The 23,181-nt window shown below is 64.0% G+C and carries 16 protein-coding genes; 4 read left to right on the top strand and 12 right to left on the bottom strand.

Translation table 11 applies throughout. The annotated features are described in order from the left end of the window. Positions 1-64: 64 nt before the first annotated feature. From SINAC_RS16740 to SINAC_RS16695, 9 genes are all read right to left on the bottom strand, one after another. Entirely contained in the window at positions 65-2,524 is a 2,460-nt protein-coding gene (locus tag SINAC_RS16740; RefSeq protein WP_015246814.1) for a VIT domain-containing protein, read from the bottom strand. After that, a complete protein-coding gene (locus tag SINAC_RS16735) occupies positions 2,521-3,177 on the bottom strand; it encodes a helix-turn-helix domain-containing protein (protein ID WP_015246813.1) in 657 nt (218 codons plus the stop codon). The genes SINAC_RS16740 and SINAC_RS16735 overlap by 4 nt, the downstream gene beginning before the upstream one ends. A gap of 155 nt (positions 3,178-3,332) precedes the next feature. Then, on the bottom strand, positions 3,333-4,496 hold the full coding sequence (locus SINAC_RS16730; RefSeq protein WP_015246812.1) for a thiolase family protein: 1,164 nt from the start codon (positions 4,494-4,496) through the stop codon (positions 3,333-3,335). Between the two features lie 81 nt (positions 4,497-4,577). Beyond that, a complete protein-coding gene (locus SINAC_RS16725; RefSeq protein ID WP_015246811.1) occupies positions 4,578-6,734 on the bottom strand; it encodes a 3-hydroxyacyl-CoA dehydrogenase NAD-binding domain-containing protein in 2,157 nt (718 codons plus the stop codon). A 216-nt stretch (positions 6,735-6,950) separates the two neighbouring features. After that, a complete protein-coding gene (locus SINAC_RS16720) occupies positions 6,951-8,894 on the bottom strand; it encodes an acyl-CoA dehydrogenase family protein (RefSeq protein ID WP_015246810.1) in 1,944 nt (647 codons plus the stop codon). A 90-nt stretch (positions 8,895-8,984) separates the two neighbouring features. Then, on the bottom strand, positions 8,985-10,247 hold the full coding sequence (locus SINAC_RS16715) for an ACP S-malonyltransferase (protein ID WP_015246809.1): 1,263 nt from the start codon (positions 10,245-10,247) through the stop codon (positions 8,985-8,987). A gap of 578 nt (positions 10,248-10,825) precedes the next feature. Then, on the bottom strand, positions 10,826-11,566 hold the full coding sequence (locus SINAC_RS39465; RefSeq protein WP_015246807.1) for a J domain-containing protein: 741 nt from the start codon (positions 11,564-11,566) through the stop codon (positions 10,826-10,828). 424 nt (positions 11,567-11,990) lie between these two features. After that, on the bottom strand, positions 11,991-13,106 hold the full coding sequence (locus tag SINAC_RS16700) for a PilT/PilU family type 4a pilus ATPase (RefSeq protein ID WP_020466018.1): 1,116 nt from the start codon (positions 13,104-13,106) through the stop codon (positions 11,991-11,993). Between the two features lie 93 nt (positions 13,107-13,199). Next, the gene (locus SINAC_RS16695; protein ID WP_015246805.1) at positions 13,200-14,141 is read right to left on the bottom strand and encodes a zinc ribbon domain-containing protein; all 942 of its coding nucleotides are present in this window, start codon (positions 14,139-14,141) and stop codon (positions 13,200-13,202) included. Between the two features lie 346 nt (positions 14,142-14,487). Between SINAC_RS16695 and SINAC_RS16690 the strand changes: the two genes are divergently transcribed. The 4 genes from SINAC_RS16690 (at position 14,488) to SINAC_RS16670 (ending at position 20,294) form a co-directional block, all read left to right on the top strand. Then, a complete protein-coding gene (locus SINAC_RS16690; RefSeq protein WP_015246804.1) occupies positions 14,488-15,219 on the top strand; it encodes an ABC transporter ATP-binding protein in 732 nt (243 codons plus the stop codon). Beyond that, entirely contained in the window at positions 15,216-16,805 is a 1,590-nt protein-coding gene (locus tag SINAC_RS16685; protein WP_015246803.1) for an ABC transporter permease, read from the top strand. Before SINAC_RS16690 ends, SINAC_RS16685 begins: the two co-directional genes overlap by 4 nt. Before the next feature lie 487 nt (positions 16,806-17,292). Beyond that, positions 17,293-19,008 carry an esterase/lipase family protein gene (locus SINAC_RS16675; protein WP_020466021.1) on the top strand — a complete coding sequence of 572 codons (1,716 nt, stop codon included), beginning with the start codon at positions 17,293-17,295 and terminating at the stop codon, positions 19,006-19,008. A 59-nt stretch (positions 19,009-19,067) separates the two neighbouring features. After that, positions 19,068-20,294, top strand: a complete 1,227-nt coding sequence (locus SINAC_RS16670; RefSeq protein WP_015246800.1) for a GDSL-type esterase/lipase family protein — start codon at positions 19,068-19,070, stop codon at positions 20,292-20,294. A 192-nt stretch (positions 20,295-20,486) separates the two neighbouring features. Here SINAC_RS16670 and SINAC_RS16665 read toward each other — a convergent pair whose 3' ends face one another. The 3 genes from SINAC_RS16665 to SINAC_RS16655 all read right to left on the bottom strand — a co-directional run bounded on the left by SINAC_RS16665 (position 20,487) and on the right by SINAC_RS16655 (position 23,154). Next, positions 20,487-21,380 (bottom strand): sigma-70 family RNA polymerase sigma factor, encoded by an 894-nt coding sequence (locus tag SINAC_RS16665; protein ID WP_015246799.1) that lies wholly within the window; start codon positions 21,378-21,380, stop codon positions 20,487-20,489. Next, a complete protein-coding gene (locus tag SINAC_RS16660; protein WP_015246798.1) occupies positions 21,380-21,928 on the bottom strand; it encodes a hypothetical protein in 549 nt (182 codons plus the stop codon). Before SINAC_RS16660 ends, SINAC_RS16665 begins: the two co-directional genes overlap by 1 nt. A 188-nt stretch (positions 21,929-22,116) precedes the next feature. Then, positions 22,117-23,154: a hypothetical protein gene (locus tag SINAC_RS16655; protein ID WP_015246797.1), complete on the bottom strand. Its 1,038-nt coding sequence runs from the start codon at positions 23,152-23,154 to the stop codon at positions 22,117-22,119. Positions 23,155-23,181: the final 27 nt, after the last annotated feature.

Below are 23,181 nucleotides of genomic sequence, written 5' to 3'. Positions count from 1 at the left end.
TGGAGGGCCGAGGCAAGCGTGCACCACGGCCATGGCAGTTCATACACCGGAGCTCTCAAGCCTTTCATTTCCAGAAAGACTCGCGCTCCGTTTCGGTTGATCTCGGCCCGGTGTGGTCGGAAGCCAGGAGGATTCCAACCACTTTGGCCGAGGTTGACAATTCACTCAAGGCCAGAGCGTCAACGGACACCAGCCATCGATTTGTCTGTTTAATCAGACTTCGCAGGTTCTCAACCAATTTCTCCAGTTCGGGAAGGCCTGGGCCGTCGAGCCGTTTCAACTCGATCAGCACAGCCTCAAGTTTGGGTAGGAGAGTCCGCAAGGCTTTGCGCAGGTTCTTCCCCCCTGCTCGGATGGCCGTTTCCAACTCTTCCAAGAGTTGCAAGGCGCGTGCTCGAGGCTCTGTGGCGACGGGGGGACCGGCAGCTTTGTGCGCCGGGGCCGATTGGCACTCGAACAGGAAAGCCGGGTCGTCGGAATTCTCATCGGCCTCAAGAGCAGAATCAGAGGACGCGAATGCCATGAATGCGGACTTGGCCGGTTGGGCCTGACTCGGTGAAATCGGCGAGGGAGCGATCAGTGATGCGCAAAGACCTCCTGACCTTCTCTTCATCATCCATCCGGAGGGACTCTCGACCGGCTGGGTTACCTTGTGAATCCCCCCGCCTTGGTTGACGACCTCCGCCAGGTCGATGGCCACATACGCCGTGAACCGGCAGAGGACGCCGAACTGCAGCGATGTTGCGACGATCGTTTTTTCGAGCTCCGCGCACCCGGTCTGCTCGACCGTATAGCGATCTTCAAGCTTGCGCAACTGGCCGCGTGCCCAGGCGGCGGCGATTGCCGGGTTGTCGCGGACTCTCGCCACCGCCGCCTGCGACCACGGTTGTCCGGCCGCGTCTCGGCCCGACAGCGTCAGTGACTCGGGGAAGGCACCCCGGTAGCGCCCGAGGATCAGCACCGGCGCCGAGGGGAACAGGTCGGGGATCCGGCCCGGTACGAGGCTATCGGGGACCACCGGCAGTTTGTCAGGCTCCAGGCGAAGCCCGGTCAGAACAGGAATGCCGATCCGGCGATGAACGGCATCCATCACCTCGTCGAGCCGATCCTCCGACTCGACGATCTCGCTCGTCCCTCCCCCCAGTTCGGCCAGCCTGTGAAGGAACCCCTCGTTGACCGCCCGGTCGATCCCGAGCGTGAAGATCCGGATCCCTTGAAGTCGACGGCCGAGCCCCTTGAGGATCTGGTCCTCGTTACCAACCTGCCCATCGGTGACCAGGACGAGGATCCGGTCCCGGCCCGTCTCGGCGCGAGCAAGAATCTCGACCCCCTGATCGAGCGGCCCCGCCATCTCGGTGCCACCCCGCGCCGTCAGGGTGGCGAGGAACTCGACCGCCCGAAACCGCTGGCGATCGGTCGCCGTGACCAGCCCTTGATCCGAGAACCCGGGGGGATATTCGATCCGGTCGTCGAAGGCGAGGACGTTGAAGCGGTCGGCTGCTCCCAACGTGTCGACCATCCGCGCCAGGGCGCGTCGGGCCGCCACGATCTTCCAGCCCTCCATGCTGCCGGAACGGTCGAGCACGAAGATCAGGTCGCGCGGCCTGGTCACCTCGGACGAGGCTGTCGGAGGCACGATCGTCAGCGCGAAGGTTCCCTCGTTGCCGCCACGGTCCGTGTTCGCATCAGGATGAACCGAGAGTGAGGTCTCGATCGACTCGGCACCGAGCTTGAACCGCAGGATGAAGTCGCGATTGAGGCGTTCGCCGGTGTTGAGCAGCGTGACGCGGCGATACCCTTGATCTCCGGTCTCGAGCACCGCGTGGAGGCTCGAACGGAGCGCACCCACCGACGCGATCGACTCGTGAACGTCGACCGTCAGCGTCAGTTGCACCGGGTTCGGAAAGCCAGGCAGCAGCACGGGCGGCGAGATCCGCGAGGCGTCGGGCACGGCATCGGTATCGTGGGCCACCCCTTTTCCCGTCGATGGGCCTGGCAAGGGAATCCCCGGGATATAACGCGGGGCGACCACCAGCGGGAAGCGGAAGGTGACTTCGCCGTCGGCGAACGGGAGCGGGCCGGTCAGGGAAAGCTCGACGACCGCCTCTTCTCCCGGCGGCAGGTTGCCCACCCGCAAGGTGAAAACCCCGGGCCGCTCCTCCTCAGCGATGCTCGCCCGGTGTCCGGCCTCAATCGCTTGCTGATACTCCTTCCGCGCCTGGCCTCGTTCTTCGAGCACTCCTTCGATGACGCGGCCGGCCACTTCCATCCGGAATCGGGTGACCGCCGCGCGGTCGGGAAGGGGAAAGATATAGGTGGCCTCGAGCGGTTCGTCCAGGACATTGACGAAGGTCTGGCGAATCGAGACCTGGGCCAGCAAGCCGTCGATTCGACCACGGACTTCCAGGGCCTTCAACGGCAGGAGCCCTCGGTCGGATCGTAAGGCGCCGAGGCCGGCTTCGTCGCCGTCCGGCGTCCCTTGCTTCGTCTCCTCCTCGGACAGCAGTGATAGCAAGTCGTTCATCGATCCCCCGTTCCCTTTCCCGGGTGCGGGCCGATCAGCCCGCGCCTCGTCAGGAGCCTGAGCAGTGGTCCCGCAGCCTTGCGGATCGCCTCGATATCCTCCACAGTGACCGGCCGGATCGACGCGAGTAGCAACGTCGCCTTCTCCTCCTCGCCGAGCCGGATCCCTTGCAGCGGGGGGGCAGCCTCCATCGCCCTCGCGTCCGAATTGACCTCTGACGTTTTCTCATGCGTGAGCGGAGCCGGTGCCTCCTTCCAGAACGCCCTGTCTTCAGAACGGCACAGGGGGGCGGGGTCAGGCATGCTGGGCGGTGTGAGCTTCATCCCAGCCGGCAGCCGGGCGAGTTGTGCGAGCCCCGCGCTGGTCAGCCCCACGATCTGACGCTGAACCTCGGCCAGGCTCAGCCCGCGTGCCTGGAGCCGTTTGATGGCCGCAAGCTGCATCAGGTGCCGTGGCCCATAGTACGCAGTGCGTCCGCGAATCTCCGCCGCCCGGTCGATCAGGCCGAGCGTCGTGTAATAGCGGATCGTCCGCCGGTCGGGCACGTCCCGGATCCGGTCGTTCGGTGGGCCGTCATAGTCGATCGCCAGCGCCTCGGCCGCCTTCGAGCCGAGTTCGTCGATGGTCCAGAGCGGTTCGGAGTTGGCCTTCATAACAGTGTTATACGGGTTGTATATGACACTGTCAAATAGATTCCAAAACGCTCGGGCGATAGGGCTTGGAGGTCTCTCTCACTTAGACAGGGAGTTGACTTTACGCTCGCCTTTGGGTGAGGCGAGCGAAAGTCAACTGGGACCGAGCGGTGGTGTCAGGCTTCGCATGCCTCGAAGATGGTGGCAACCCCCTGCCCTTGGCCGACGCACATCGTGGCCAGGCCGTACTTTGCCCCTTGGTCGCGCATTCGGTGGAGCAGCGTGGTGACGATCCGCGCTCCGCTGGCGCCGAGCGGGTGGCCGATGGCGATCGAGCCGCCACGGGTGTTGACCTTCGATTCATCGATCCCCAAGAGCTTCAAGCAGGCGAGCACCTGAACGGCGAACGCCTCGTTGAGCTCGATGCAGTCGATGTCGGCCAGGTTCAAGCCGGCGCGGGCCAGGGCCTTCTTGACTGCCGGGACCGGGCCGATGCCCATCTCGGCGGGATCGACGCCGACGGCCGCCATCGCACGCACCTTGGCCATTGGCTTCAGGCCAAGCTCGCGGCACTTCTCTTCCGACATCACGAGCAAGGCTGCCGCCCCCACATTGATCGGCGAGCTGTTCCCTGCAGTCACCGAACCTCCGGCGGGGTTGAACGCCGGGGAGAGCGCTGACAGGGCCTCGAGCGAGGTCTCGCGGCGAATGCACTGGTCGCCCGTCAGGAGGACTTTGCGGCCCGAGTCGTCGCGTCCCCAGGTGGGAACGACCTCCGCCTTGAACTCGCCCCGGTCGGTGGCGGCAGCGGCGAGCTGATGGCTCCGCAGGGCGAACTCATCCTGCCGTTGCCGTGGGATTCGGTACTTGAGCGCGAGGTATTCGGCGGTCAGGCCCATTTGCATGACCCCTTCGCCGTTGTGGCGCAAGATGCCGGGGTAAGGATTGTAGTCCTTGCTCATGGGCACATGCTCCATGTGCTCAACCCCGCCGGCAATCTGCACGTCGTCGCACTCGGCGGCGATGTTCATCGCGGCGTCGTTGATCGCCTGCAAGCTCGATGCGCAGTTGCGGTTGATCGTGACGCCGGCCGTCTCGATTGGCAGGCCCGCCGCCAAGGCGGCGATCCGGGCGACGTCGAACCCCTGCTCCCCTTGCTGCTGGACGCAGCCGAAGCGAACGTCCTCGATCAGTTTCGGGTCGATGCCGGTCCGCTCCACCACGGCCTTGATCGCGTGGGCGGCCAGGTCTTCAGAGCGGACATCGCGAAAGATTCCCTTGTCCGCCGAAGCCCGCCCTACCGGCGTCCGCACGGCATCAACGATGACCGCGTGTCTCATCGGTTGGTCCTTGATTGGTGAATCCGTGTATTTGAATGTGATAAAAATTTATGTTCGAGCGAAAGCGGCTGACAACGCCTCTCAGGCGAGCGTCGCTTTCGGGACCGGGTAGAAGGTTGCACCGGTCTGGGCGTGCCGGGTCAACGTTTCGGTCGGCTCGTACCGCTTGCCCAGCGTTGCGAAACGCTCCAGGCGATCGACGATCTTGCCGGCTCCCTCGGCGTCGCACCAACGCAGAATTCCACCGCGGAACGGTGGGAAGCCGATCCCGAGAATCAGGCCCATGTCCACGTCGGCCGGCTCGCGGACGATCCCTTCCTCGAGGACGCGGGTCGCTTCCAGGAGCATCGGCAAGAAGAGCCGGTCGGTGATCTCCGCCGCATTCAGCGTGGATTCACTGCCTGTGCGGTGCGCTTCGAGGATCGGGGCGAATGCCGGGTCGGCGGCCGGCTTCGAGGACTTGCCCCCGTGAGCACGGAAGCCCGCTCCCGTCTTCTTGCCCAGCCGGCCCGCCTTGACGAGATCCTTCAGGAGCGCCGGCATCGTCGCGCGGTCGGGATAGGCGGCGGCCAGTACCTTGCCGGCGAAGAACGAGGTGTCCAGGCCCACCATGTCGTGCAAGGCGATCGGACCCACCGGCATGCCGAACGTTGTGGCGGCCTTGTCGATCGCGTCCATTGGGACCCCTTCCTGGAGCAGCAGGAGGGCTTCGTTCATATAAGGGAACAAGACGCGATTGACGAGGAACCCGGCGCAGTCGCGGACAACGATCGGCGTTTTGCGGATCCGCTTGGCCAGGGCGACGATGGTGGCGACCGTCTCGTCGGAGGTGGCCTCGCCCCGGATCACCTCGACCAACTCCATGCGGTCGACCGGGCTGAAGAAGTGCATCCCGACGAACCGGGAGGGGTCGGGGGCCGCAGCGGCCATTCGGGTGATCGAGATCGTCGAGGTGTTGCTGGCGAGGATCGTCCCCTCCTTGAGCACTCCGGCGAGCTGCTTGTAGGTCGCGACTTTCGCTTCCTCGTTTTCGGTGATCGCCTCGATGACCACGTCGCGATCGGCCAGGATGCCGTGCCCGGTAGAGGTGCTCAGTTCCGCGAGCATGTCGGCCAGGTCCATCGGGGCCGCACGGCCGATCTTGATCCGGGAGAGGACGACTTCCTCAGCCTGCTTGATCCCGGCGGCCAGGCGGGCGTCGTCCACGTCGACCATCGCCGTCGGGATTCCCGAACGAGCGTGCGCCGCGGCGATCCCGGCGCCCATCAAGCCCGATCCGACCACGCCGACGCGATCGACCTGCCCCGGCTTGACGTCGGTACGGTCGACCCCCGGATCGTGCGCCAGTCGGTTCTTCATGAAGAAGATGCCGATCAGGTTTGCCGCGATCGGCGACCCGAACAGCTCGAGCGCGACCCTTTTCTCGGCCTCGAGCCCTTGTTCGAGCGGGAGGTTGCACCCTTCCTTGATCGCCTTGAGCGCGGCCAAGGGGGCGGGATACTGCCCCTTGGTCTTGCTCTGAAGCAGACCTTCGGCGGTGGCGAAGGCGAAGGTAAACTGATCCGGGCTCAGGCCGAGCGGTTGCCTGGCTTGCTCACGCCGCCGTTTCCACTCGCCGCTCTCCTGGAAATAGTCGATCAAGCGGCGCCCCTCATCGACCAGGCGATCGGCCGGGACCGCGTCGAAGATCACCCCCAACTCGGCGGCCTTCTTGGCGCTGAGCGGCTGCCCGCCGCAGATCACCTCGATGGCATTGAGACCGATCAAACGCGGGAGCCGCTGCGTCCCCCCCCAGGCGGGCAAGAGCCCGATGTTGACCTCGGGGAGCTGGATCTTGGTTTCGGGAGTGGCCGTGGCGATCCGCTCATCGAACGCGAGGGCGAGTTCGGTCCCCCCTCCCATGCAGTTACCGTCGATCAGCGCGACGGTCGGGAACGGCAGCCGGGCGATCCCGCTATAGAGTTTGTGTCCGAAGTCGATCGCCTGCCCCACCTGCTCTTGCGAGGCATAGGCCAGGGTCGCGAGTTCTTTGAGGTCGGCCCCGGCGATGAATTGGCCGGGCTTGCCGCTGCGGAACAAGAGTCCGCGCAGGTCAGTCCGCTTCGCAAGCTGGCCGATCCATTTCGCCAGCTCGGCGAGCACGGCCTGCGACAGCGTGTTGACCTTCTTCTCGGGCAGGTTGAGCGTCAGCAGGGCGATCGACCCGTCGAGCTCTTCGAGTTGGAATGCGTCGGACATGACGACCCTCGGCTAAGTGTTCGTAGGGAGGGTACGGCCCACCCATTCTTTTTGGATGATGGGCTGTCCCCAGTGACACATCACTGCCGTCACTGTCTTGTAGGGGCCCCTTTTGGGGATGCGGCCGGCGAAAGCCTACCCTACAAAGAAAAATGACGTCGATGGTGGGCGATGCCTACCCAGATGCAGAAACGCTGGCCCGCTTGTGGATTTAAGTCACTTGTCCTTGCCGGCCGGCTCGTTGTCATACGGCATCAGGATCGCTTCGGGTTCAATACCGGCGCCGGCGATCGCTTCAAAGCCGCCGGAGGCGATCGTCTCACCCAGCTTGGTGGTGGCCCGAATATCGGCGTCGCTCGGCCTGGCTCCCGAGAGCTTGCGGCGGAGGTCGCGACAGAGAACGTCGGCCGCCGCCTGGACGACCGGGCTCGATTGGCGACCCGCCCAGCAACTGGTCGTCACGATCACCATCAGGTCTTGCAGCCGTTGTGACAGTTCGGCCATCCGGCATTGCCGATCCGCCAGCTTCAACTGATGCGTACGCATCACGCCGCTGACTTCCAAGCGGCCGTGCCGCAAGGCGTTGATGGCGAACCGGGCGTGTTCGGCCAGCGGGCGCGGGAGGTCGATCTTGGTGGCGCTTCCCCCGAACGTGAGCGAGAGCCGTTCCTTGATGAACCACTCGGCGTATGGCACGAGCGCCTTGCGGAGCATCCAGGCGTGCGCGGGGTTCATCAGGTTGGGCTTCGCGATCTTGGCCTCATGGAGCGTACGGCCGATCGGCTCGAAGTAGGTCTTGCCGTGCTCCTTGATCAGTGACTTGAAGAAGGCCATGCCGAGCATCTCGCCTTCGCCTTCATAGATGCAAGGGGCGAGATATTCGTGGACGTTGTCGCCAAAGAGATGGCCGTGAAGGAACGCGCGACCGCCGTGGGTCTTCATGAACAGCTCGATGGCGGCTTCCTTCTGCGCCTCGCTGCCGAAGATCTTGGCGACGATGCACTCCATCTCGCCACGATATCCCTGGTCGAGCAGACTGGAGCACCAGTCGACCAGCGAGTCGCAGCCGACGATCAGGGCCGCGAGCCGGCCGACCCGGCGGCGGACCAGTTCGCGGTTCTCGATCGGGGCGCCGTAGGTCCGGCGGAATCGGGCCCAGGGGAGCAAGTTCGCCAGCATCGTCCGCATCGTGCCGGCCGCGACCGAGCAGAGCGCCACGCGGCCGAGGTTCAGGCCGTGGTAGGCGATCGTCAGCCCGTCGCCCCGCGCCGGCTCGAGCAGGTTTTCCTTGGGGACCCGGAAGTTGCGGAACCTGAGCCCCTTGTTGTGCGTATGCTTCAACGCGTGCAAGCCATAAGGCACGGTCTGAAACTGGTCGTTCTCCTGGTCGGGCAGGTCGACGATCAGGACGGCCGGCTTGCCGTCGACCAGGCAGACCACGCCCACCGTCCGTCCGGGGATGGCGTTGGTAATGAAAAGCTTTTCACCATTGACAACATAGGCATCGCCATCCAGCGTGGCCGTTGTCCGCAAGGCCGTCAGGTCCGACCCCGCGCACGGTTCGGTCAGAGCGAACCCGGAGAGCCGCTGGCCGCTCGCCAGGAGTGGGAGGTGTCGGCTCTTTTGTTCGGGTGAGCCGAACGTCCGGAGCGGGTCGACCGCGCCGATGCAGCCGTGGACCGAGGCGAGCCCCGCCACCGTCGCGTCGACCGTCGCCATCCGGGTCAGGAATCGGGCGAACGCGGTAAAGGGGACACCTTCGCCGCCGTAGGCGCGGTCGACGAGAAGGCCCCAGTAGCCGGCTTTCCCTAGGTCGTCGAGAACCTGCGCCGAGATTTTCCGGTTGGCGTCGAGCAGCGTCCCCGCATCGCGATGGCGGCGAACCAGGGCGAGCGACTCGTCCATGATCGCGTCCCAACTGCCGGACGCCTGATCCGTCGGCTTCGCGTAAAACAGATCGAGCGGGAACTCACGGTCCCAGATCGCGCGGTGGACCGGACTCTGAGAGGTCTGGTAACGCGGGGCGAAGAGGGCTTCCACCTGATCGTCGGCCCGATCCAGTCTTCCGGTCCGCTGCGATTCCTCCCGGCTCTTGCCGCCGAGTTCCAGCGCCGTCTCGACAAACGTCCGCGGTTCCACGTCCTGGAGGTCCTGGCTCATCGACAACCCCTCCGTCTCGCACAAGTGGGTAGCGCCCACCATCGCATTTTGATTGGACCGCCGGTGGGCGACGCCCACGGTACACGATGATTATCCGCGCGTCGACTCCGTGGTTGGTTCGCGGTCGAGGACGCTGGCCTCCCGCATCCCCTCGGTCGACTCGACGACCACCTGAGGGATCGCCACGGTCGTCGTTTCGGGAAGCGGTTGCTCGAGCAGCCAGTCTTCCAGGATCACGTGACTGATATAAGGGGTCCGGAGCAAGGCCGCCTTCGACGGCAGCAGGCGGGTCAGCCAGGCGTGCCGGTTCAGCTCGGAGGCTAATCCACGACCGAGAATGTGGAGATATTTGTTGCCATTGCCCATCTGGCGGATCACGTTGTTTTCCAGGCGAGCGAAGGTCGCGGCGATCAGGCTGGGCGTTGGCCCGACGTGGATGACGCACTCGACGCCCGAGGAGAGGGTTTCGTCGATCACGTCCCAGAGGCGCTGGGGGTGGTCGGTCCAGCGGATGAGGACATCGCGGCTATCCACCGCGTTGTGGCTGGCCTCGCCGGTCACCATCGAGAGCACGGTGGGGGACGGTGGCGTCAGGTTTTCCTTGAGCCGATAGAGCATCAACGCCGTTCGGTTCGGGATATGACGCTGCCAGATCAAGGGGGAGTGGAGCGGCGGCCACTGGTTCGGATTTCGCCGGAGCATCACCTTGTCGGGGATGAAATCGGCCATAACCTGCTCGACCCGGTTGAGCGTATCTCCCTGGCCGAGCAGCAGTGCCGTGTTCGGCGAGAGGTAGGCCGAGGGGCCGATCAGGCCGTTGCCTTCTCCGCTGACCACGCGGCAGAGCCGCTCGACGTCTTCGGTCCGGAGCGTGGCGCCTCGAGTGAAGAGGACCCCCAGGGTCGTGTCGGCGGCCAATTCGCCACAGTCCTGAGCCATTTCGAGCGGCACGGGGAGGAGGCTTTCGAGTGTGTAGCTCCCCCCAAAGATCAGCGCCGAGAGTTCGCCGATGCTGTAGCCGAACGTCATCTGCGACTGGCGGATCGGGACTTCAAAAACCTCCTCGAGCAAGGTGAGTTGCGCGAGCTCCATGCCGACGATCGTTGCGATGTCGTGAGGGAAGGTCGCCAGCGATGTCTTTTCGCCGGCCTGAATGTATGCCGCGAGATCGATGCGTGAGTGGATCACTTCGGAACAGATTTCGGAGACCCGGTCCAGGGTGGCGCGGACGATCGAACCGTAGACGGAATGTTCGAGCAGTTCACGGCTTCGACCCAGGTTGGCCACGTCGTAGCCGCGAAACGCGAGCGCTGTGGTTTCGATATGTCGTGTGAGATCGGCCTTCGTCACCATGCGTGCGCCTCGAGCGAGACCGTCGCTGGAATGGGAAGAGCCGGTTGGACCCGGCGATGAGCGAGTCGGCTCAGAGTCCATGGGCGTTGACCATCGTAGCCAACGGCCGTCGATGTGCTTCATGATCCTGACCCCGTGTTTGGAATCATCGCACTGGATCTTGCCGCATCCACTTCATAAGTATTACGACCAGAAACGCTCGTGGTTCTCTCGAGATTGTGAATCTGGTCCGGCCCGGCTGGCGATTCTGAGGAAGGCGAGGGTCCTATTGGATTTGATTGCGTTGGTGTCTCCGTGAAACGTGTCGCTGTTGTGGAGAGTGGCCGTTGGTGTTTTGGCGGGATGGTTCTCTGCCTCTCCCATTGAGACCGCGCACGGGCCCACAGCGGCCAATTCACGGCCCTGGACCGTGATCTGCCGACGAAGGGGGATCGTCTTGCTCCGCTTCCCGTGCCTAGCGATATTGTAGGTGCGAACCCACGTCGAGAGAAGGGTGCGAGGATGGAGGTAATGGCCCTCGATCGTCGCAACCTGCGCCGTGGCCGCCCTTTTGGTCTGCGTCTCGCCTTGGTTGTCGCTCAGCGCCCGCCGCGCGGGATAATGAGCTCGCGGGTCCACTGATTCACGCCGAGGCCGCAGCCGTTGAGATCTTCGTGGAGGATTCGGAACGCCTCGTGGGCGCGGGTCGATGTGGGGTAGCTCAGCCAGCCTTCAAACTTCGGCCCCTCGGAGTGTGACCAGGACGACGTGGCATGGGTCCGCGCCGGGAGGGCCTCGAAGGTGTCCGTCAGCAGTTTTCGGGCGAGGGGGGCATCGGGATGTTGCTCGCCCCAGGGGCCCGGGGGGGGAGCCGTCCAGGTCAGGGAAAGGCAACAACTCAGGTTGCGCTCCGAGGCCGGCATCAAGAGCAGGTCCGTCGGGTCGGCCATTTCAAACCGGAGCGAGAGAATCTCGACGTCGACCAGCCTCGGCGGTTCGATCCAGGGGTCGCGCCGGCCGGGTCGGAGCCACTCCGAGTCACCGGGAGCCGGCTTGCGGAAGGGGGCGGGGCGAGCGGACTCGGAGGATTTCTGCGCCTCCTGAACGACCCGCCCGGCGACTCGCGCGGTGCTCAGGATCTCGTAGGCCCTTGCCACGATCCGAAAGGCCCACTCGTCGCCACCATGGTCCGGGTGGTGCTTTCGGGCCTTCAGGCGATATGCGTCGCGGATATCCTGGAGGCTGGCATTGTTGCTGACCCCGAGGATCCCACTCGGGTCAATCTCGAACCCGTAGGCGATGGCGGGGGAGTTTCCGGCTCGTTGATGAGCTGATGACAAAGGGGCACTCTCCTCTTGCCTTGTCGTCCGGCCGAGAGCTGAAGTCGCGGTTCCGTTCTGCTGACATGCAGTCCACCAGCTCCGTCGAAGATATCTCGGAGTGGCTCATCTCACAAGTATTCAGGCTGCGGCGAGGGGTGAGTTGTTCCGCAGAATAATACTGATGTGTTATTAAAGACGCACAGGCGGCTTGAGCATCCGTTCGATCAGGCGGGATGCTTGCCCCTCGTCTCTTTCCAGAGCCCCTCGTCTTTGCTTTGGGGACGATCGAAGGTGAAGGCGAGCGTGCATGTTATGCCGTCGGGCCACGCGCCCGCCTCCCACGCAGACGCGTCCGCTCCGACGGTGCCAGGAATAGGGTGGAGGTTGATCGTCAGCGAGTCCGGGCCACGGTCGCCCAGGTTATTGGCCGCTTGCGCATTGGTCAGTCCGCCTTGATCATGCCGGGGGAGCGCATCGCGAGGGCGAGGGCCTCGACGTTGGTCGCGACGCTCAGGGCCTGGGTCCCTGAGACGATCCCGCCCTGGTAGAGCTGGAGGAGGTGGGTGTCGAAGGTCTGCATCCCGCGCTGGCCGGTCGTGATGTAGTCGGCAATATCGGCGATCCGCCCTTCGAGGATGTACTTCGCCGTCACGGAGTCGCAGCGGAGGACCTCGACGACCGGCCAGCGCTGACCGGACTTGCTGACGGTGAGCCGTTGCGAGATGATGCCGACGAGCGCGGCGGCGAGCTGTTCGCGGGCGATCGCAAGCTCGGATGGGGGGACCATCGCAAGGATTCGTTCGATCGTCTGCGCGGCGTTCGAGCTATGGACGGTCGCCAGGACCTGGTGTCCGGTATCGGCCGCGCGGAGGGCCATTTGCACGCTCTCGGCATCGCGAAGCTCGCCGACGAGGATGACGTCGGGGGCCTGCCGCATGGCTTGCCGGAGCCCGTGTTCGAACGTTGGCGTATCGTTGCCGACTTCGACGTGGGAGACAAGCGATTTTTTGTTGACGTGTTCGTATTCGACCGGGTCTTCGATCGTCAGAATTTTGAGGTGATAGTTCGAGTTGAGCAGGTCGACGATGGCGGCCAGCGTGGTGCTCTTGCCGCTTCCGGTGGTGCCGCTCATCAGCGTCAGCCCGCGCCGGGCTTGGGCGATCTCGCGAATGACCGGCGGCAGGTGCAGGTCTTCGACGGTCCGGATTCCCGGCAAGATGACGCGGAGCACCAATCCGGGCGAGCCGAGGTGGCTGTAGAGGTTGCCGCGAAATCGGGCCATCGGAGGAAAGGAATAGGAGAAGTCGTGGCCTTGCGCCATCGCTTTGTCGATGTCGTCGATGATCGCCCGAGGCCCGATGGCGCGAATCGCTTGCCGGACCTGCTCGTCGGTTAGTGGCGGAACCTCGAGCTCGCGAATCTGCCCGAGGATCCGCAGCATCGGAGGAGAGCCGGTCTGCAAATGGAGGTCGGATGCCCCCTGATCTACCGCGAACTTGAGAAGCTGGTCAATCGTCATCGCGCAATGTCCCTTGTCCGGAGCGTCGTGGAGAGCCATACCCTATGGAGATGAGTCCAATCGACATTGCTCGGTCGGTGATTTGAGAGATTCTGAGATTTTCGGGCCGGCCGTGCTGGTTGTGGCTGGATGTCACTCGGGGGTCGAACGATGATGGCGAGCCGACTCTTCTGGCTCCGTCTTCAAGAGCGGCATCACGCCTTTTTCGATTGGGCCGAGCGCCGCGTCGGCCTTGGCTTCGAGCTTGGAGGTCGCCTGCTCGATCTTTTTCTCGAACGCGGGGAGCTTCTCTTGGACCGCCGCCTTGACGACCGGGGCTTCCTTGTAGATCAGGTAAGCCAGCCCGACCAGCGCGATCGGCAGGAACGAGCCGACCGTCTTGTACACGGCCGTCTTCATCCGGTCCCAGCGCGTCGACCAGTAGTAGATCGCATAGAACGGAATCAGGAGGTTGGCCAGCCCCTGCCCCAGGCTCTCTTTGAACGGGAGCGAGATCAGGTACGCCACGCCCACGTAGAGCATGCTGATGTTCGAGGCGACCACCCCCAACGCGCCCAGGTGAAGGAGGGTCTTCCACTGGAAGAGATAGCCGATCAGGACCAGGACCAGGAAGCCGACCGAGGCCACGTAAAGCCAATTCCGTATCGTCCGCAGGTTTCTTGCGAGCCAACGGGCTGACAACGTCGGGAAAAGTTGCCAGCGCGGGGGCGGCCCCGATGAGGAGTGGACCCGAGTGAACTCGTGAGGGTCAGTCACTGTGTAATGGTCATTGGGCCGCCCGGGCGTCAAGGGGGGAGCGTCGGGTTCGGAAATCATCTCCGCAATGATTCGAGGGTCAGCCTCCGCGGCGCGGACATTCAGCGGTGGCGGAGCGGCGAGGAGTTTGCCGAGCCCTTCCGTAGGCTCCTCGCCCGCCAGGGGGCGGAGCCGAAGCACGGGGCCGGCCTCCTCCGCCTTGGGTGCGGGGACCACCACGGAATGACCGCAATGCTTGCACTTGCCATGCTTGCCCCCGAGATGATCGTCCACCTCGATCGTATGCCCGCATTGCTCACACTGAAATCGAATTGACATAGGTGTTTCGCAAATGATGAGAAACCGGACACCCTGCTCGACCAGTCAATATCGGCTCGAGGCCGGACGTGGCGACGGGGCTAACTTGACTATACGTCCCATGTCAGGGGGTCGAAACCAGAATCTCCAGAATCTCTCGCCGTTAACGCATCGGGCCGATACGGCGATGATGGCCGTTCCTCGAACACGCTGGCAGCTTCGAGGAATCGAACCGGTGGATTGCGAGCCTTTGAGGAGAACCGCAATCGAGTTTCGAGAGGCCCCTGACAGACGTCTGACCTTGGGCTATACTCGCCAGGGTGTTTTTAAACGAGGATCATCAGGCCATGCATGAAAGATCCTGCCGATGTCTTCTCCCGTTTCTGAACCCGTGGACGCGTTTTTGGCCGTGGATCTGGTCGTGCAGGCCGAGGGTGTCACGAAAACCTATGTCGAGGGAGACTCGACGGTGGCCGCCTTGCGTGGGATCGACCTTGTGATCGGCCGTGGTGAGCGGGTGGCCTTGCTGGGCAAGTCGGGTTCGGGGAAGTCGACGCTTCTGAACCTGCTGGGTGGGCTGGACCGGCCCACGTCGGGGACCGTCCGGATTGCCGGATCGAACCTGCATGCGATGAACGCGGACGAGATGGCCCGGTTCCGGCTCGAGACGGTCGGGATGATTTTTCAGGCCTACAACCTGGTCGATTCACGCACAACGTTGGAGAACGTCGAGTTGCCCATGGTCTTCGCCGGCCGGGCCAAGCACGAGCGCAGAGCGGCAGCCCGTGCTGCGCTCGAGGCGGTCGGGTTGGGCGATCGGTTGAATCACCGGCCCAACCAACTCTCGGGGGGCGAGCGGCAGCGGGTTGCGATCGCCCGGGCCTTGGTTAATCGCCCCGCCGTGCTGTTGGCCGACGAGCCGACCGGCAACCTCGACACGGCAACCGCCCACGAGATTCTTCGCCTGCTCCTCGACCACCTGGAGCAGCACAACACGACCCTGATTCTCGTGACACATGACGAGGAGCTTGCCCGTCGAAGCACTGATCGTGTTGTCCGGCTTCGCGACGGTCGAATCTTGGCGGGGGTCGAGGAATGAAGCGTGAATCACCGCGAATGCGTCCGGCCGACCTCGCGGGCATGGCCGTCTCGGCGCTGAGGCAGCAGAAGGTGCGAACCACGCTCACCGTGCTGGGCGTCGCGATCGGCACGTTCGCCTTGTTCGTGAGCCTCTCGATCGGGCATGGAGTGGACCACGCAATCCTCAGCCTGTTTCGCGGCACGGATGCGTTGCGGCAGGTCAGCGTTTATGTCCGCTACGAGGCGGTCGCCGAAGACGTGCCCGAGTCGGAAAAGACGGTCAAGGGGGTGATGAGCGAGGCCAAGAAGGCGAGGATGCTTCATGCGATGGTCCGTAGATGGGGCTCCCGACACGGCTCGAAGCCGAAGACCAGATTGAACCGCGCGGGCCTGGACCGGCTCGCGCGGTTACCACATGTGGAGCGTGTCGTGCCGATCGTCAACCAACAGGGAACAATCACCTTGAGCGGTATCGGTCAACCCCGCGAGGCCCAGTTCGCTTCGGCCGATCCGGACGGCTACTACCGGAACCTGTTGGTTGCCGGGCGGGCGCTGGCCGGTGATAGAGACGAAGAGGCAGTCGTTCATGAACTGCTCTTGTACGAGCTTGGACTTGTTGGAGACGGTGAGGTCGCGAAGGCGATCGGACAGAAAGTCCGCTTCGAATATCGTGCGAACCGAGGCGGTCAGTTGTCGCTGTCGCAGTTTTTGACCTTCGGGGAACGGGGCTTCACGTCGGCGCAGAGCGAGTCGCTGATCCGGATGCTGAGACGGCTGGCCCCTTGGGTGGGGCTGTTGCCGCTTCCGGCTGAGGAGCGAGTGGCCTTTTCCAAGTTACTGGAGTTGACTTCGATCAAGTCGGATCAGATAGAGGAAGATCGTTATGCCGAGACCTTCACCATTGTCGGTGTGGTCCGGGAGGCGTTGGAGGAAGACGATAAGAATACCACGAGTGTGATGCATTGGGCCACACGCGGGGCCGACGTCATCCTCCCTCCATGGACGGCCGCCGAGTTCTCGTTGCGTGCTCCGTCGATCGCCGAGAATGGGTTGAACCAGGCCGTCCTGACGGTGGACCGCGACGCGAACGTCAAGGAGGTCACGAAGGCGGTCGAGTCGATGGGCTTCAGCCAGTCGTCGTTGATCCAGGTGATCGAGACGATTCGGATGAACGTCTTGCTGATCACGATCGCTACCGCGTTCATCGCGGTCGTTGCGCTGACGGTGGCCGCCATCGGAATCACCAACACGATGCTCATGAGCGTGCTGGAGCGGACCCATGAGATCGGGATCATGAAAGCCCTGGGGGCGCGAACCGGCCAGGTCCGGACGATCTTCCTGATCGAGGGGGCCGCCATCGGGTTGGTCGGGGGCGGACTTGGTTTACTGCTGGGCTGGATCGCGTCGTTTCCAGGCGATGCGATCGCCCGTTCAGTCATGGAGGCGCAGACCCCGAAGCCCATCGAAGGCTCCCTCTTCGCCTTCCCGATCTGGCTGGTGCTGGGGACCCAGATGCTCGCCATGCTGATTACCATGCTCGCGGCCCTCTACCCGGCCCACCGCGCAGCACGGTTGGACCCGATCATCTCCCTCAGGCACGAGTGAGGCCCGTTGTCGGCTTCGGATTGCATCGGAATCATTTCCTCTCGGCTCGGTGATCCTCTTGGGGACAACCCGCCTTGAGAAGGCCTATGACCGTTGTCGGTGGCCAAGGGGAATTCCGGCACATCTTCACGTGGCGGGATTCCCCTTCCCAGAAATGCGAGAAAAGGGTACTTGATGGGCTCGGTCCATTTGGATGGGCTGGGCCTCGCGGTCGCCGAGGCTGACTTTGCGGTCCAACCATGTCTCATTGACGGCGGCCGGTCGTCCAGGATGGATGATGTCGCGGCTCCTTGGCCCAATCCGAACGTTCGTCCCCCGCGCGTGGGGGCGTAGCCCCGCCCCTTCGTTGCGCTGGCGACTTTGGTTGGTCGTGGCGATTTGCGGGTTGCTGGCAACTTCGGGTGGGTGCGTTAGCATTGGTGCCCACGAAGCGAGCCTACGCAATATACTCGAGGGCCGTCGCGAGCGGGTTGAGGCTGCGCGTTATTTGAGTGCGCCGACCGGGGTTTTCCTCACTGGGCAAGGCCTGGTCGATATGGCGGCGAACGACCCGGGCGCGACGGCTCGGGTGCTCGAGACGCGGCTTGAGGCCCAGCCCGAGCCGGGCGGAGCCCTGGCCCTGGCTGAGCTCTCGTATCGGGAAGGGCTGCGGCGCGAGGCGCATTCGCCTGCCACGGCCCTCCCCTGGTATCGAGATGCGGCGGCCTGTGCGGCGTTGGCCCTCGCCGAACCGGCGGGATTGAGCTCCGAGCACGCGATCGCGACCCACAACCTCGCCTTGAAGCGGCTGATCCGGATCTCGCAGGCGGATGGCGTTCGGGGGGACGGATCGTGGCGGGAAGTCCTGGGAGGACAAGGCCTGGCCCTTGTGAGCTCGACCTCGTACCTGCACCCTGCGCAGCTCGCCGACCTCAAGGTGGCTGACGACTTGCGGGTCACGGGCATGCACAACGTTTATCGATCGAGCGGGCTGGGGGTGCCGGTCGTGGCGCATCGGCTGGCCGGTCCGACCGAGACGACGGATCCCCAAGACCAATTCTTGCCTCGCGAGACGCGCACCGGCGCAACCGCCGTCTTGTTGCCCGAAGGGGGACTCTACGCGGGACAGTGGCGGCGGCGGCCGGCATCCCTCTACTTCGCGGACCCGTTCGGGGCTCCTTCACTCCCCTTTGGAGAGAATGACGTCAGTCTGGCGACCGACCGGACGACCCCGCTTGCGGACCAGGTTGCTCGGGTTCATCTCGATCAACTCGAGTGGGCCGGCCTGTTCCACTCCTCCTTCAAGCGTGAGGGGGTCGAGGCCGGTCTGTACATGCTCCGGCCCTATGAGCCGGGTAAGATCCCGGTCGTGCTGGTTCACGGCCTCTTTTCCAGCCCGAGGGCCTATGTGCAGACGATCAACGAGTTGTCCAACACGCCGTTGATCGCGTCAAAGTATCAGTTCTGGGTGTTCATCTATCCGACCGGCTTGCCGATCCCCGCATCGGCCGCCAAGCTGCGGATGTGGCTGACCCGAGCGCGAGAGACGCTGGACCCGGGGCATACCGACGCTGCGTTCGACCAGATGGTTCTGGTCGGGCACAGCATGGGAGGCCTGCTCTCGAAGATGATGGTGCAAGACCCTGGGTTGGAGCTTTGGAACTCGACGATCCGGATTCCTCACGACCGGTTCAAGTTCTCGCCCAAGCTGCACGAGACCCTGGAGGCGTCCCTCATTTTCCGCCCCTTGCCGTTCGTGCGCCGGATCGTGTTCATTGCGTCGCCGCACCGGGGCAGCCCACTCGCGAGCGACCTCTTCGGCCGGACGATTTCACGCCTGGTGGGCCGTCCTGATGAACTGGCGGAGAGCATCAAGGAGATCGAGGCCCTCAACGGGCCCAGGGTGATCGCCCCTGAAATGCGCGGGCGGACACCCAACGCCATCGCCAACCTCCAGACGGATAGCCCGGTCCTCGCCACCCTGGACCGAGTTCCGATCGCCCCGAACGTGCCGTACCACTCGATCATCCCTCAGATCCTCAAGGTGTCCGGGACGGATGGCGTGGTTCTCTATAATAGCTCGCACCTCGACGGCGCAGCGTCCGAACTGATCGTCGAGGGAAACCACTCGTCCCAGCAAAAACCTGAGGTGACGCAAGAGCTTCGGCGAATCCTCCTGGAACACGTGGGGAGCATCGAAGCCGGCTCCGGGCCGGTCCCCTGAGCTGAGAGGCGAGCAAGACGCTCACAGCCAGACACGCGCAAATTAAAGAGGAACAGGGGATGGATCGCGAGCGCAGGCCGAGTCGTCCGGGATGGAGGACGTATCCTCTCTTGGCCCTGGGGCTTGTTCTGGGCGGCCTGATCGCGATCGGGCTGTTCTCCTCGAGTCGGCCTGCCGCGCGGAGAGGGGAGATCCGGGCGGACGACCCCTCGTTGTTCTATTCGCCTTGGAATTGGTATGGCGATGGATCGGCCTTCCAGACGACTCACTTCGGCGCCTGGTTGAAATTCGGCTGGACGGGTCGGAACTTGAGGCTGAAGGTCGACGTCTCGATGGCCGACCGCGCGGGGATCGCTCCCGACGCGTACCCGGTGATCGGCTATTCGATCGACGGCGGCCCGATGCGCGTTCTTCCGCTTCGGCGGGGCGATCGAGAGCGTACGCTCGCCGCCAACCTTCCCGAGGGGCGGCACCGCTGTCAGGCCTATCTGCGTTGGGTCGGCTTCGGAGAGGAGCGGTGGAGAGCGGGCCGGCAAGTCGGGCTCTGGCGGGTAACCGGACTCCGGCTCGATCCGGGGGCGACAACCTACCGTGACCCCGCGTTGCGGCCCCGACGAGCCTTGTTCTTCGGCGACTCGATTCTCGGCGCCGCGTTTAACCGGGGTGCTGAGACCGACTCGTTCCAGGCGTGGCCGGAAGTGGTTGCCGAACGTCTTGACGCCGAGCCCGGCCGGGTCGGATTCGAGGGGCAGAGCTACGCGATCAGCGGCGACGCGAGCAATGGCAACGTCCCCGCTCTGTTCATCCCTCAGAACCCGAGAGAGAGCACCTGGGACCTGCTCGACTCCTATCATCCCCGGCTGGCCGAGGGGCGGTTCTCACCCCGCCCTGACTTCGTTTTCCTCTGCCACGGCGTGAACGACGCGAACCGCCATGTTCCCCTGGCTGAAGTTGAAGCCTCGGTCCGAGGGCTACTGCCCAAGATTCGCACCGCCGCCGGGCCGTTGGCCCAGGTCTTCGTCGTGATCCCGTTCGAGGGTTTCAACCGCGCTCCGATCCGAGCTGCGTTCGACGCCTATCAGGCCGAGACCACCTCTCCTGACGCGAAGTGCCACCTCATCGATCTCGGCGAGGAAGCCTCGTCGCGGGTCGAAGATTGGGTGGAAGGCAAGCCCGTCCGCCGCTCCTTCGACGGCCTTCATCCGAACGCTGCTATGCACGCCCGCCTTGGCGAATGGGTGGCCGATCGGGTGTCCATGAGTATGGCTCGCCGAGATGATGAATAATCGATGCAAAGGCGTTTGTGATTTATTGCGATTGAGTTTTTGTGAGTGTGGTTTGTTTGATGCGAGTGGCCGCGTCGAAGTTCATGTTGTCGAATTTTTATGTCACCGATATTTTTTGTGTTCTGAAAGAGAAGACAGGGAGCTCACGCTCTCTGTCTCTCTTGGCCTTGCCCACACTGTGTTCGATGTCCATCAAGGGCGGGCGAGGTGCTTGAGCTTGTCGGGGTTACGGACGACGTAGATCGAGGTGATGAGCCCGTCTCGAAGGTCGACGGCCATCGTATGAATGGACCCGTCGGGTTCGGTGACAATGAACCCGGGTTGGCCGTTGATTCGAGTCGGGGTGGCGCCGTATTGCGCGTAGCGATTGTACTTCGAAGCGAGGCCCACGAAGAACCGGGTGATCTTGTCGCGTCCGAAGATGGGGCGGAGCGCGGCGAGGCGTTTGCCGCCGCCGTCGGAACTGAGAACGGCATCCTCGGCGAGCAAGAGGGTCAGCGTCTCGGCGTCGCCGCTGCGTGCGGCGGTGAGAAAGGCCTCTGCGAGTCGGGCCCCGGTTTCGGGGGGGACCGGGAATCGGGGTTGCGACTCCTTCACGTGGGCACGAGCGCGGGCGGCAAGTTGGCGGCAGGCGGGCTCACTTCGGCCGAGCGTTCGGGCCACCTGGCCGAACTCGATGTCGAAGACGTCGTGGAGTAAGAAGGCCGCACGCTCGAGCGGCGAGAGTCGCTCGAGTGCCAGCATCAGAGTCATCGAGAGCTCATGGGCATAGTCGCTCGCCGTCTCGGCGCCGAGTGGCTCGTCATCCAGGACCGGCTCGGGGAGCCAGGGGCCGATGTAGTGCTCGCGGCGGGACCGGGCCGACTTGATCTGATCGAGGCAGAGACGCGTGACGACCGTCGAGAGAAAGGCAGGCGGGTCGGCTATGGCCGCGCGATCGGCGGCGTGCCAGCGCAGATAGGCCTCTTGTACCACGTCCTCGGCCTCGGCGACCGAGCCCAGCATCCGATAGGCCAGGCCGGTCAGGCGGCGTCGTTGCGACTCGAACTCTCCCGCGTCGATTGGTTCAGGCTTTGACGTCGTCATCAGGCCACCTGGTGCCGGGCGACGGCCAGAGACTTACCGCCGACGGTCACCCGGCTGCAAGTCTTACCCTCCCCCAGGGCGTATTTCAAGGTCGGGAAGAGGCGCGCGGCGGTCAGCGCGAAGCTGAGCGAGACGAGCCCTCGCTTGCCCCACCGCGCGACGACCTGCTCGCGAAGCCCGTCGGCCTCGGGGTCGTGGGCCAATGCCGCCTCCGCGAATCGAAAGCCGAGTGCCACATCCTCCGGCATTGCCTCGAAGTCGCGTTCGAGAATCGCTTGCAGCACCCGGGGAGGGACTCCCGCATGCTCGGACATCGTCGTCACCAACTGAGTGCAAGGTCCGCAGTCCTCGGCCATCGCCCCCACGAGCTTTGCGGCCGTCCAGACGTCCTGCGGCACGTCTTTGCGATACCGGGCGATCCCCATGACCTTGGCGAACTTGCGGAACGCCGCCGGGTCCGCGTCGAGAAGTACGCGGGCGTAGGTCATATCGTAATTGTACATCTTCTCAAACGCATTGATTTGCCGTTTAACCAGCCAGCCGAACATGGTGAAGCTCCCTTCCGGTCATCGTGGTCGGGGACGCTCAACTCGAGTGGCGTTCCCTCCTCCACAAATAACGACGAGGGAGCCGTTCGCGGTGTGACATGTGGGGCCGCCGTTATTGGCGTTTGAGGCGTAAGTTGGGCTGTGACAAAGAGTTCGGGGAATGCAGGATAGCGAGCCTTTCCACGAGACTACTTCGCGAATTCGGCGTACTTATGCATTGTGTAGAAGTGCCGTCCGTTGCGGGGATTGAGGAAGCGGTAGAGGGGGACGGTTTCCGGCTGCTCGTCGGGGTAGAGTAGGCAGGCGATCCCGTCTGAGCGATAGCCTGCGCGAGCGACCCCTTCGCCGTCCGGCGCCGTGGTATAGAACGGTTCTTTGCGGCTCCGCCAGCGATAGAGCGGGACTGTGCCCTCGATCGCGGCCGGGTAGACGTAACAGGAGATGCCTTCGGAGACGTACCCTTGCCGCTCGAGCCCTTCGGGCGTGGTGGTATAGAGGTGGTGCCCTTGACGAGGGTGAAACCAGCGGGTGAGCGCGACGGTCCCCGGGTGCGGCTCGGGGTAGACGTAGCCGACGACCCCTTCGGTCTTGAGCCGGGTGACGTCGAAGTGGAGCGCAACGTCCGAGAGGGAGTAATCGATCGCGCAGAGGACGCCGTAGTCACGGAACGCCTTGACTCGCTTGTTGATCTCGGCATTGATCTTCTCGCCGAGCTGAGACGCTTTGCCATCGGCAATCTGGGTGACGACCTGATCGAACGATCGCCCGAGGATTTTGGCTAATGCGCCGGCGAACCCCTCGAGCTCGCGCCGCTTGACCTCCTCGACATCGACCTGGAACCGCGGGGCCCCGTCTCTTCCCGGCTCGACGTTGATCCCGATCCGCACATCGAACCGGAAGCCGGTCCAGTTCTCGGTCGATTCTTCCTTGCGAGCTCGCTTCTCCTTGAGTGGAGACATCGACGGCGGGCGGAACTCGCCGACGACCTGGCAGGCGACCTCGAATCGGCGCGACTTGGGATCGATCGCGAGGAGCCGGAACCGCTGGACCGTTCCTTTGTACTGGCCATCCTTCTGAAACGGAACCGCCGGAACTTTCTCGATGATGCCGGAGAGAAACTCCTTGTCGAGCTTGATCTCGGCCGCCGCAAACCCAAGGGTAGGGACTAGGAGGCCCGCGCCGGCGAATAGGAGTACGGCGATCTTCCAGGAGACTGGAGCCATCATGGTCCCCTCTTCTTCTTCGTCCGTGAA

The sequence above is a fragment of the Singulisphaera acidiphila DSM 18658 genome (assembly GCF_000242455.2).
Taxonomy (GTDB): domain Bacteria; phylum Planctomycetota; class Planctomycetia; order Isosphaerales; family Isosphaeraceae; genus Singulisphaera; species Singulisphaera acidiphila.
This window is presented reverse-complemented; position numbering and strand designations above follow the sequence as displayed.